Consider the following 12,365-nt stretch of genomic DNA (forward strand, 5'->3'; position numbering starts at 1 on the left):
TTTTTAAGTTTTTCCGTTATTTTTTTGTAATAATTTGATTTTTGTTTTAATTTTTGTATCTTAAGACCAATTATTTTTAGCAATTATTTTTAAATATATTAACCATTATAATCCGGAAAAATTTTTTAAGTGTTTCAGTTTATTCATTTTTTAATAAACCACATATGGCAATCATCGGAAAGGCTATTAATTTAAAAATTAAATTTAATTTAATAATTAACATAAATTAAAATAAATTGTTATTACAAAATAATTTTATGATATTGATAATTAATAATGATCAAAAATGATAATACGATAATACTAAATATTAAGTATTAATGTGTATTAAATAAAAAACCTCTTAAAGGGGGTTTTTTTAAACTTTGATAAGAATTTTTTTAAAAAAGAAATTAGTTTCAACAAGATATAAATAGAAATTTATTAAAAATATTTTATAAATTTATTTATTTAATTGAATTTTTTTATTATTTATTATTTTAGCAATTTCTATTTAATTGAAGTAATTGTTGATTAAAATCATTTATTAATTGATTTATTAATTGAATTAAAATTGGATTATTATAATAACCTCTATTTATAATTAAATTTCTTTGTTCTTCTAGATTTTTAATAAGATTTATGCAACAAAAATATCTTTTATTTAATATAGATTTGGTTTTCGGTTCTTTACAAGATGATGACAATATAAATAATTTTTGTTTTCTTACCGAAAAATGCCAAATATTGTCGTTTATGATACTCAAATGTTCCGATGTCATTAAATCTAATGAATTGTTATTTTCTGTAGCCATAACTTGATTATTATTTATCAAAAATAATCCAAAAAAAATAAACAAATAAATAATTATTATTTTTAATTTATTTTGTAATTTAAACATATTAATGAAATTCCCTTTCGTTTTTATTACTTAAATTTTAATATAATTTAAGAAAAAAACCTAATTCAAATTTAGAGAATGCAAAAAGAAATTTTCAAATTAGAACAAAAATACATTCAAATAAAAGAAAAAAATCTGAAATTAACCAAAATATTTCGTAAAAAATCAAAAAAATATTCATAGTAAAATTGATCAAAATTAAATATAAATAAAAATTATTAGAAAAAAACGCAAAACTATTGAAATATACATAAAAAGATATAATAAACTAATTTGTGAATCTTTTTATTAATCGCAAGGATAAACCTAAATTTGGAATAATTTAGTTAATCGGCTTACCAAGAAGAGAGTTAACGACTCTTATAGGGCTAAAGAAGAAAGTAATTTACTATTTATTCAATGGCATCGAGGAAGGAGTTGATATACTATGTCAACAACTGTTTCACTAGAAACTAAACTTTCGCGAACACTGGATAAAATTCAATATCGTTCATCAAATGGTTACTATTTAAAAAAAGAGCTGCAACAAGGAATGAATAATTTCTATAACACGTTAACAGCATTCAACGGAATCGCTGCTAACAAAGGAGCGGGCACGCTAGGTATTGACAATGAAACCATTAATGGAATTAATCTAGAGAGACTAGAAAAATACCATCAGGAGTACGTTAATAATGGTTATAACCTGAAACCAGTTAAAAGAATTCTCATTCCTAGTGATAACAAAGGAACTAGACCCTTGGGATTACCAACCATCAAAGATCGGTTGATACAAAAATGCTTGGAACAACTCTTAGCTCCCTATTTTGAAAATATCTTTTCGGAATGGAACTTTGGATTTAGAACCAAAAAATCTTGTCATGACGCTATCAAGCGGGTTAAACAAAGATTTAAAGGGATTGACTACATTGTCAAAATTGACTTAAAAGGTTACTTTGATACCATCAATCATGAAATTCTCATGAGAACCTTAAATCGGTTCATTAAAAAGAGTAAAACTCTCTCAACCATTAACAAATGGCTAAGGGCTGGCTTCATGAAAGATGGAATCAAATACGAATCCTTATCAGGTTCTCCTCAAGGAGGAATTATTTCCCCTTTGTTGGCGAATGTATATTTACATTACATGGACCTGAAAACGGAGGAACTGATTAAAGAAGGAAAACCAATTAAGAAAGGAAACCCAGAATATGGGAAAGCATGGCGTAAAAACCAACACCACAAACTGGTGGTTGATAAGTATATCAACCTAAACCCGAAGACAAGAGTTGAGTACATCCGTTACGCTGATGATTTTATCATTGGCGTTAAAGGCGAGTATGATAAAGCCGAAGGAATAAAGAATCTGGTAACGCAATGGCTAGAACAAGATTTAAAACTTACCATTAGTAAGGACAAATCAAAAATTGTGAAAGCTAACAAAGGCATAAGATTTTTATTCTACATGATAAAGGTAAATCCAACCAATAGAACTCGTATAAGGAAAACCACAAAGAATTCCTTAAACGGTAAAGTTCAAATCCAAATTCCCCAAGCGAAAGCCAAGGAATATGGACGCGAATACAATTGGTTAAAGAAAGGGAAGGTGAAACACGACAAAACATTAGCGGATAGAGACGAATTAGAAATAATTCGGACCTATAAAACAATTATTAGAGGAATTATCCAATACTTTTGTTTAGCTAATAATCTCGGTGTTTTAACCTATCTAAACTATCTAGCTGAATATAAACAATAAGGTAATGATAAATAAAAGGAGATTATTTGGTAAAATTGGTAAGATTTTATTAATGAACATAGGTTTATTTCCTTTCAGAGGGTTTGTGTGTTGTTAAATAAAAAAAGACCCTGAAAAGGATCTTTTAATTCAAATAGTAAATGTTTATTATTAAATTATTCTTTAGATAATTTTATTAATTATTAATAACTAGTAGATGCATTATTTTGGTTATCTTTTTGATAAATTTTTAAAAAATTATTTAATCTTTGTTCTCTTCTATTTAAACAACCAACTTGTCTATTTAGATGTATAAGTTCTAAAATAGTTTGAATTTGAACATTACCGTTAGAATTTAATATTCGAATAATTGTATCGTTACGTTTATCAATAAAATTATTCATTTGTTCATCAATTATGTTTCTTTCGGTTAAAGTATGAATACGTCCTTTAACTTCATTAATAGCTTCATGATTTAAACGAATTTTATTATTAAAAGATTCTAACATTATTTCTTCATGATATTCAATATTTATAATTTTAGCTATATTTTGTTCTTGTTCTTCTAATAATTTATTTAATTTTTCGTTTAATTCATTAAGTTCATTTGATGAATTATTATTACCCATTCCCATAATTTTATGATTATTAGTTATTAATAACAATCCTAATAAAACAAATAAGTAAAAACCTATTATTTTAAATTGATTTTGTAATTTAATCATTAATTAAAACTCCTTTTATTTTTATTCTTTTTTTATCACTAGTCATCGCTGGTTCTTTTATTATATGCGGCTTCTCGGGCTTTATCATGATTATGTTTATCTTGATAAAGGGATAAATTTTTACGAACAGGATTGAAGTGGAGATGGAAATCGGTTAAATTAAAATCGGCATTAGAAACATGAGCGTCACCAAGATAATAGTCTTTGTCGGTTTCTATTAAGTATTTCGGACCATTATATTTAATAATTAAACAGTTACCGTATGAATCTTTATGGAATTGTTTTTCGATTTCGATATAAATATCTAAATAACTGTCATCTGCTGTATCGAAACTAGAAAATTCAAAACCATTAATTGAGGTTCTTTTATAATCAAGTCCGCGGTTATTCCAGCGGTCGAAAGGGTAACCTTCTTTAATGTAGTTAGCAAGGTTAGTAGGTTCTTTTTGGGTTTTGAGGCGATCTTGAATTTTCATGAATTCGAAAGCTCCGATATTTGCTTTGTTAGCGAGTTGTTGTTGATAATAACCGATACCATTAAAGCCATCAAAAGTATATTTAGCTTTAATCATAAGACATTTTTTATCATCATCATACCATTCTTCTACATTTTCAAATTTAGTTTCTTTAATACTAGGGATTTCTGTTTTGGTTTCGGGTAATTTGATAATGTTCATTTCGGTTAAAACCAAAAAACCGATCAATAAACATGATAATAATCCTAATATGATCAAAAAACCATTTAATGATTTTTTAATAATAATAAACATGATCATTTCCTTTTGGATAATTTATAACATGCCAACATTCTAACATATTTTCTTTTTTAATTTTCATTAAAACAATTTTGAAAACCAAGAAGTTACTTTATCGACTTTTTCTTTTACACTTTTAGCTCTTTGTCTTATATCTTCTTGAAAACAGTTTTTTTAAAGGTTGAATGGTGTTACTATAGGTTTTTTCTGGAACTTTGATTTTTTCATCAAGTTCTTTAAAATTTTTTGTTTTTTCAATTAATCTATCATTTTTTCCTTTTAATTCTACTTTAGTGGCTTCATGGGATTTTTTGTCGTCTTTAATTTGTTCTTTAAGTTTATTAATTTCGTGACGGAGTTCGGCGTTTTCTTCAAGTAAATACATCGTTTATTTACCAGAGGCGTTTTCTAAAGCGATTTCGTTTTCTTTCGCACGAATTTGGTTAGTTTGATGATTAATTTCTTGTCGGAGAGTTTCTTTTTCTTGTTCCGATAGTTTTTGGTTGTTTTCTAATTCGGCTTGTTTTTGGGTTAAATCGTGTTCTAAATTGGCTTTTTGAGTTTCCAAAGTTAAACTATTAATTTTTTCTTGTTGGAGTTGAATTTCTAATAAGTTTTTGGCTTTTATCGTTTCTTCAGGAGTTAATTATTGCGTTTCAGTTGTTTTTTTAGTTTCTTTGAATTCCTCGCCAAGGAGTGGTGTTTGTTGGAGTTGTTCTTGGGGAAGAAAGGTAGGTTCAGTTGTTGGTTTATCAACTGAACCCTGATCAGAGATTGTTCAAGTTACCAGTTTCACTTTCTTCTGGATTTGTTTGTTCTTGAGTTTTTTCTGCTGGATTTATCGCTTCTTTCGCTTCATCATGATTAGTTATCGTTGTTTCTCCGTCTTTCATATTAGTTGGTAAGTTAAGGGTTAGAGGATTTTTTATTTGTTGGGTTAATGGTTGAGGCGGATTAGGGATTTTGGTTTCTTCACGATAAAATTGATAAAGTTCGTAAGTAGTTGTGAGGTGTTCCCAAACTTTAGACACTTTTTATTTTTTAAAAACTCTTGAAGACTAACTATTAAGTTAGTCTTTTTTTTATTTCTAAGACTAAAAAAAATAATTTCCTGTCTTTTCTAAAAATATTTTTAGAAAGGAATTGCATGTTAAGACAAGAATTATTTAAAGAATTTTTAAAAAATAAAAAGAATTTAGCAATACGAGATCAATTAATTGAACTTCGTCTACCTTTAGTTAAAAAACCAGTTTATCAATTTAAATATTATCCGCGTTGTTTAACCCGCGCCGATTTAGAACAAGAAGGGATTTTAGGCTTAATGAAAGCCCTCGATAATTACATAGATTTAGGTTTTGAATTTATTACCTATGCTACTCCTGTTATTAAATTTGAAATCAGCGAACTAATTAGAAAAAGTCATTCGCCTGCAATTCCTCAAAAAAAACATAAATCAAATAATTTGTCTTTACAAGAAAAAGTTTATTTGCCATCTTCCATAAATAACCTTAATCCCCATCAACACTGGTTAAAACAAGTGCATCACGAACTTTTTTTAAAAAAAATGAAAAAGAAATTGAGTGCCACCGAATTCCAAATTATTCATTTAAGTTTTGGGATTCCTTTAGGTAATATCCATGAAAATTACCAAAGCTGTTATACCAATACCGAAATCGCTGAACAACTCAATTTAACTTTAAGACAAATCGAAAATATTAAAAACATCGCTATTAAAAAATTAAAAAAAATATATCGAAAGAGCCATAAATGATGTTAAACAAAGTTCAATTAATCGGCCGTTTGAGCCATGATTTAGAAAAACAATATATTAATAGCCATCACGAACAAATCTCCAAAATTGATTTTCAATTAGCTGTTAATCACAAAGAACAAGCCCAATTTATCCCTTGTGTCGCTTTTCGGAAATTAGCGGAAAACATGAGTCAATATTTACATAAAGGTTCTAAAGTATATATTGAAGGGAGTTTATCGATCCAAAAATATCAAAATCACCAAGGCCAAACAAGAACCACGACGAAAGTGATTCTTCAAAATGTCATCTTTTTAGATCATAAACCTTTAGACAATAAATCACAAGATCATTTACCTTTTTAACCATAACCAATTAATAAGGAACCAAAAAAATAACTAATCAACGAGCCAAAAGTGAAAATAAGTTATCCGATTTTATTAACCATTTCTTATTTATTTTTCATTATGAGTAATATGATGATCTTATTTTTTGATTTGGAATTAGGATTAAAATTTAACGCGACCATTAGCATCTTTGCCGATCTTTGCTTTTTAGGTTATTTATGGCGTCCAGATGAAAATTAATCGGATCGGTTGTAAACAAAAACTTTTACCCCAAATCATTCCCCATTTACCCGAATTATTTAAAACTTATTATGAAACTTTTTTAGGGAGTGGGGTTCTTTATTTTTATTTAAAACCAGCCAAAGCAATTTTAAACGATTACGATCCCGACTTAATCACGCTGTGGCGCCAAAGTTTCTAAAATCCTGATCATTTTGTCCATAAGGTCCAAAAGATAGAAAATTATCTTTACCAATATCACAATCAACAAAAAGAAAGGTTTAAATATTATTTATTATCGTCAAGAAGATTTAAAATTTATCCAATCTTTTTTGACTAAAGCTCCACAAGGTTATCGAGTGAAAAAGTTACATCCTAAATATAAATACCTTCCTAAAAACAAAAAATGACATTTTTATGACACTTCAATGACACTTTACTGACACTTCACTGAAACTTTACTGACACTTTTATGACAATTTCTCTCTTTAAATAACCTAGTTCAACATTAGCTTCTCAAATGAATGATACTTGATATTTTATATCGATAATGATAATGATACTCGATATTTGATATTATCGCATCATCATTCTTAATCATTATTGTTATCGATATCATAAAATTGCTTTTGGAAACAACAATTTTGTTTTTAATTTAATAGCCTTGCCAAGGATTGTTAGAGATATGTATATAAGGTAATTGTGTTTTTAATTTATTGAAATCATCGATTTAATTTTAATTTTTAAGTTAATAACCTCGCCAAGGATTGCTATTTTGTATTAACAAAAGATGAATAAACTGAAGCACTTAAAAAATCTTTCCGAGTTATAATAGAGGATATATTTAAAAATAATTGGTAAAGATAATTGGTCTTAAGATGCAAAAATTAAAACAAAAAATCGAATTATTACAAAAAATGATGGAAAAAATTAAAAAAATTGATAAAAAGATGGTTTTTTATTTGGTTAACCAATTCCAACAAACTCTCAATTTAACCACCATTTTACAAACCATCCAAATTAACCGAAGTACTTATTATTATTGGTTAAAAGTCCAAAATAAACTAAAGGAAAAAGAAGAACAATATTTGTTACAACAAAAACGAATTAAAGCTTTATGTTTAAACTATCAATATTTTTATGGGCATCGCAAAATCACCGATTTATACCAAAAAACTTTTAACGAGAAAATTAGTAAGAAAAAAGTTTCTACCATTATGAAAAAAAATGACATTCGGTGTCGGTTAAGAATGAAAAAAAATTTTACTTATTGTAATTTAAAAAATAATCTTCAAATTATTCCTAATTTAATCAATCAAGATTTTATGACTACTAAACCGCTCCAAAAACTTTTTACAGATATTACTTATTTTAAAACAAAGCAAGGATTTCTTTATTTTTCTTTTATTATTGATGCTTTTAATAATCAAATAATCGCTTCAAATGTTTCCAATCAACAAAATCAAGATTTAGTTTTAAAGACAATTAAAAAACTCCCCCAATTAAAAGCCCCTTATATCATGCATTCCGATCAAGGAACAGTTTATCAAACCAAAAAAGTCCAACAAACTTTAAGAAAAAAAGGGTTTTTAATCAGTATGTCGTGAAAAGCTAACCCCCGCGATAATGCTGTAATTGAAAACTTTTTTGGTCAAATGAAAACGATTTTACAACAGCAACAGCCTTTTTTATTAGAAAAATCTCCTAATAGCATGAAAAAAATAATTAATCAATTTCCCCAATTTTGGAATACGCAGTGGATTTTAAGGAAATTAAACTATGCCACGCCAATCCAATATGCGCAAAATCGCAGCTAATTTTTGAACGGCCTAAGCTAACCTGAAAAAGGTTACTTTAGTGCGCTTTTTTTAAAGAAAAAAGTTAAATTGATAGCAAATATCATTTTCTTTTCATTTTGTTATCAGGTTTTTCTCTTTTTTTAGTTAACTATATAGTGAGGATGATAAAATATAAAAAAAATATCTTTTGAAACAAAAGAATTATCAAAAAAAGTTTAGACACTTTTTTTAATTTCATAAAATATTTCTTTGGTTTGAAAAGATAGGAAATTATGAACTTATTTTTTAGTCTTCAAGCATAATTTTTAAATCAAAAGTTGTCTAAAAAAACGGAACAGTTCAAATTTTTAAAAAAATAAAATAAATCTAACTTTTTGGTTAAATATCATTTAATATCTTTGATTAATAAATAAAGTAATTATATTTATTACTTAATTAAGTTATTGGTATTTAGAATTGACGAACAATAAATTCTTTGGTGGTGTATTTTGAAACACAGTAATATCAGTGAATAATTTTAAAGAGAATATAAATCCTCTAAATTATATAAAAAAATATCTTTTTGGTTTTGAATGATTTCTTGTTGATATCCTTTTTTAGAAAAAAAACCCAAAATAATATTTGGATAAGAAAATATTTTTTTTATATATTCTTTTTTGATATTTAATTGTTTGAATTGTGGCATATTTATTTTTTGATTAGACCATTTACATTCGAAAATAGATACATTTTTATTGGTTTTAAGAATAATATCTATTTCTAAATTAACATTATTTTTGGGATTATTTATTTCTTTTTCGTTTCCCCAATAACGACCTATTTCTTCGATGTTCATTTTATTTTTTTTTATTAAAAATGATTGACAAATTTTCTCAAATTCCAAAGAAACATATTTATCTAAATCTTTTTGAATTACAGTTTCGTAAAAATTATTTTTATTCATTATAATTTTTTGAGATTTATTTTTTTCTAAAAAATAAAAGGAAAAATGAAAAAACTGATCTTTAATAAAATAAAGAGTTTTTTTTTGGTTTTTTTTACCAAAACAAATTTCTTTACCTACTATATCTAAATTTTGTAAAATATCAAGGTATTTCGAAGTAGTACCAGTGTGTTGAATGCCGCTTTTAGAAGTAATATTACTTAATTGAGTGTTTCCTAATGATATTGAATTTAAAATTCTACTGTAATTTTTAATATTACGAACTTCCTGAGTTAAAAAAAAATTTATTTCATCTTCAAAAATAGCTCCATCTTCTAAAATTAAATTAATAACATTATCTTTAACACTTTTGGTATCATCTATTTTTTGAAGATAAAAAGGTAATCCACCAAAAATACTATAAAAAATAATTTTATCTTCTAAACTAGCTTGAGGATAAAACAAATTAGCTTCTGCATAATCAAAAGTTTTTAATTTAATTTGAAAAGTTTTTCTACCATAAAGAGGTTTATGATACGCAAATATATCTTCTAAAATTCCTATATGACTACCTGATAAAATTAATTTGATATTAGAGTTTTGTAAATATTTATCAATAATATTTTGTAAAATAGATAAAATATCTGTATTATTTTTTAATAAATAAGAAAATTCATCAATCATAAGAATAATTTTTTGATTTTGACTTTTTTTAGCTAAATATATAAAAAGATTTTCGTAATTACTAAAAGTAATAGGTTCTTGAAAATAAAAGGAAATCTCTTGACTTAATCTTTGCAAATTAATATCTAAACCTGTTTCGTCGGCTACAAAATATATAGAAGAAAAATGTTTATTAATTTCTTTTAATAATCTAGTTTTTCCTATTCTTCTGCGTCCATAAATTAAACCAAATTCAAAATGATTAGAATTTATTTTTTCTTTTAAAATTTTTAATTCTTTTTGTCGACCAATAAACAAAAAATAACCCTCCATAACTGTTTGTAAAGAAACTATCTTATATTACACATTATATCATTTTTAGTATAGTATTTATTTTTTATATTTTTAATTTAATAAAGATATTAAAATATTTTGGTTCAATTAAATTATTTAACACAACTTTTAACTCAAGAAAAATATTATGATTTATACATTATTATTATCTTTTCGTCTTGTTTAAACAAGCATTATTATTAAATTAGACAAAAAAGAACTAATGAAGTGTATAGTGATAGATTAATTATATCTAAATAATGGGATTGGTATTTTCATTGTTAAAACGCACAGGATCTATTCGTATTAACTAATTAAAAAGTTAATTTATTAAATAAAAAAGAGACCTTTAAAGATCTCTGTTTAAAAAAATATTTTATTAAATGACTGATAACTTTTTGGCAAATTATTTTATTTTTTGATACTAACTACATCCCGAATATAAATATATCCCTACACAACAAAAATGGTACTTTTATGACAATTTCTCTTTTTGAATAATTAAACAGTATGGATAACAGGTTCTAAATTCCAAGATTGGATTTCTTCTTCAAATAAAGGTCGATGATAATCGATTAATAATTCAACTTGGGCATAATATAATAATTTTTGTAATTGGGTAATTCCAGAACCGTATTTTTGAGGGCAATTTTATAAAAGATATTTTCCAATATCATAAATATTGGTTAAATATTGGTTTTATTTGTTGTTTCTTTATTGACTAAGAACTGTTTTTTTAATTTAAACATTATTTAACTGCCTCCTTCTTTTTTAAATAATATTAAATCTTTTTTGTTTTTTGAACAAAAAATTAAAAAATGAAACATTTTTTGTACCTTTTTAAAAAGTTTTTTTGATTTTTTATGATTTTTTTATCTTTTGTGTTACAATTTTAAAAATATAATTTGTATATATAGAAAAGAGTTTTTATGTATAATATTTAATATTATTTTTTAAAATTTCGTTTAATTGTACACACACTTTTTTTACTAACGTTAAGTATATTTTTAATTATTATTACTTTTAGAGTTATATTTTTATTATTTTCTTTTGTATATAAAATTATTAAAAAAATAATATATATAAATAAAGAAATAATATATATAAAGTATGTAAATTTTTTTATTTTTAAAAATTTTAAAATTCAGGATAAAATCGAAAATTAATACATTAGATAAATTAAAAACTAAAATAATTTATTTTCAAAAAACATCAAAAGTAAATAATAATTTGATTAATCGCAATAATAAAAAATTTTTTTATTTTTATCAAAAAGTTTATTTAAGAGTAGTACACTTTAATAAAAAACAATTAATTGATTTTATAAATCTTTTTTTTCAGATATAAAACTATAAAAATCAAATCAATTTTAATAATGGTTTCATTATTGTAATGATTGATAATATTATTGACAATTTAAAAAAAGAAGAAAAAATAATAATAACGTAAATATTAACAACAAAATAAAAAAAATATTTAATATATTTGATTTTATCGATATATTAGATAAAATATATGAGTATATATTTGAAAGTTGCGATAAACAAATAGATTTTATAAACTCACAAATCTTATTTAAATATAATTTAAAAGAATATTTTATTTTAAAACTTCATATTTATTTTAAAAAGATAATAAAAAAGAGACGGTCAATATTATTTTTTAGAATACCATTAATTTTAATATTATTCTATTTATTTTCTTATTTAAGGAATTTTAATAATTTTATAAAATTTTTACTATTCTCTTTATAATTATTAATATCTTAAAGAATCAATAATAAAAATTTAACTGAAAAAATATAATAAATCATTTTATCCATAAAATAAAATAAAAAACAAAAAATATTACCGAAGATATAGAAGAAATATTATATAAACAAAAAGATTGTAATTTTAAAATAAAAATGTTATACTTCTAATATTTAAAGTAGTTTTAAAAAGAGTTAATTATGGTAAATTCAGAAAATAAAATCAACTTTTTTAACGTTGCCCAGTTTTTTTTATAAATAAAGATAAAAAAATAAATAAAACCAAAATTCAAAAATTACTTTATTATGCACAAGATTATTATTTAGATAAATACAACAAGGTTTTATTTCAAGATATTTCAAGATGCTAACGAAGCGTGGCCGTATTGTCCTATTATTTCTTTTGTTTATGCTGAAAATTTAAAACAAGAGATTTTAGAACAAGTTTTTGATGATTTTGGTAAGCTAAATGCCGATCAACTTAGTAAAAAAGACTCATAACGA

The 12,365-nt window shown here is 24.3% G+C and carries 12 protein-coding genes and 2 pseudogenes; 6 read left to right on the forward strand and 8 right to left on the reverse strand.

Going from position 1 to position 12,365, the window contains the following annotated elements; genetic code table 11:
• Positions 1 to 479 precede the first annotated feature (479 nt).
• The gene (locus H7686_RS01345) at positions 480 to 881 is read right to left on the reverse strand and encodes an SVM family protein (RefSeq protein ID WP_193621940.1); all 402 of its coding nucleotides are present in this window, start codon (positions 879 to 881) and stop codon (positions 480 to 482) included.
• A 427-nt stretch (positions 882 to 1,308) separates the two neighbouring features.
• Between H7686_RS01345 and H7686_RS01350 the strand changes: the two are divergent.
• Positions 1,309 to 2,610: pseudogene (locus H7686_RS01350) on the forward strand (reverse transcriptase domain-containing protein); the annotation flags it as partial.
• A 191-nt stretch (positions 2,611 to 2,801) separates the two neighbouring features.
• Here the strand turns inward: H7686_RS01350 and H7686_RS01355 are convergent.
• The 4 genes from H7686_RS01355 to H7686_RS01370 form a co-directional block, all read right to left on the reverse strand.
• Positions 2,802 to 3,323: an SVM family protein gene (locus H7686_RS01355; RefSeq protein ID WP_193621942.1), complete on the reverse strand. Its 522-nt coding sequence runs from the start codon at positions 3,321 to 3,323 to the stop codon at positions 2,802 to 2,804.
• A gap of 38 nt (positions 3,324 to 3,361) precedes the next feature.
• On the reverse strand, positions 3,362 to 4,093 hold the full coding sequence (locus H7686_RS01360) for an effector (protein ID WP_193621943.1): 732 nt from the start codon (positions 4,091 to 4,093) through the stop codon (positions 3,362 to 3,364).
• 121 nt (positions 4,094 to 4,214) lie between these two features.
• Positions 4,215 to 4,463: a hypothetical protein gene (locus H7686_RS01365; protein ID WP_249175835.1), complete on the reverse strand. Its 249-nt coding sequence runs from the start codon at positions 4,461 to 4,463 to the stop codon at positions 4,215 to 4,217.
• A gap of 3 nt (positions 4,464 to 4,466) precedes the next feature.
• Complete coding sequence (locus tag H7686_RS01370) at positions 4,467 to 4,646, reverse strand: hypothetical protein (RefSeq protein WP_249175836.1); 180 nt, start codon at positions 4,644 to 4,646, stop codon at positions 4,467 to 4,469.
• Positions 4,647 to 4,695: 49 nt separating this feature from the next.
• On the opposite strand from H7686_RS01370, the gene H7686_RS01375 reads away from it, so the two are divergent.
• Positions 4,696 to 4,845, forward strand: coding sequence for a hypothetical protein (locus tag H7686_RS01375; protein ID WP_193621944.1), 150 nt, complete (start codon positions 4,696 to 4,698; stop codon positions 4,843 to 4,845).
• Here H7686_RS01375 and H7686_RS01380 read toward each other — a convergent pair whose 3' ends face one another.
• Positions 4,846 to 5,109 (reverse strand): hypothetical protein, encoded by a 264-nt coding sequence (locus H7686_RS01380; protein ID WP_320411923.1) that lies wholly within the window; start codon positions 5,107 to 5,109, stop codon positions 4,846 to 4,848.
• 116 nt (positions 5,110 to 5,225) lie between these two features.
• On the opposite strand from H7686_RS01380, the gene H7686_RS01385 reads away from it, so the two are divergent.
• From H7686_RS01385 to H7686_RS01400, 4 genes and pseudogenes are all read left to right on the forward strand, one after another.
• Complete coding sequence (locus tag H7686_RS01385) at positions 5,226 to 5,849, forward strand: sigma-70 family RNA polymerase sigma factor (protein WP_193621945.1); 624 nt, start codon at positions 5,226 to 5,228, stop codon at positions 5,847 to 5,849.
• Positions 5,849 to 6,193, forward strand: coding sequence for a single-stranded DNA-binding protein (locus H7686_RS01390; RefSeq protein ID WP_193621946.1), 345 nt, complete (start codon positions 5,849 to 5,851; stop codon positions 6,191 to 6,193). Before H7686_RS01385 ends, H7686_RS01390 begins: the two co-directional genes overlap by 1 nt.
• A gap of 211 nt (positions 6,194 to 6,404) precedes the next feature.
• On the forward strand, positions 6,405 to 6,596 hold the full coding sequence (locus tag H7686_RS01395; protein WP_249175837.1) for a DNA adenine methylase: 192 nt from the start codon (positions 6,405 to 6,407) through the stop codon (positions 6,594 to 6,596).
• A gap of 676 nt (positions 6,597 to 7,272) precedes the next feature.
• Positions 7,273 to 8,211: pseudogene (locus H7686_RS01400) on the forward strand (IS3 family transposase).
• 499 nt (positions 8,212 to 8,710) lie between these two features.
• Here H7686_RS01400 and H7686_RS01405 read toward each other — a convergent pair.
• Together H7686_RS01405 and H7686_RS01410 are read right to left on the reverse strand one after the other, a co-directional pair.
• Positions 8,711 to 10,096, reverse strand: a complete 1,386-nt coding sequence (locus H7686_RS01405) for an ATP-binding protein (protein WP_193621947.1) — start codon at positions 10,094 to 10,096, stop codon at positions 8,711 to 8,713.
• Between the two features lie 516 nt (positions 10,097 to 10,612).
• Positions 10,613 to 10,735 carry a type II toxin-antitoxin system antitoxin SocA domain-containing protein gene (locus tag H7686_RS01410; protein WP_193621964.1) on the reverse strand — a complete coding sequence of 41 codons (123 nt, stop codon included), beginning with the start codon at positions 10,733 to 10,735 and terminating at the stop codon, positions 10,613 to 10,615.
• Positions 10,736 to 12,365: the final 1,630 nt, after the last annotated feature.

Source organism: Candidatus Phytoplasma asiaticum, from assembly GCF_015100165.3.
GTDB lineage: Bacteria > Bacillota_I > Bacilli_A > Acholeplasmatales > Acholeplasmataceae > Phytoplasma > Phytoplasma citri.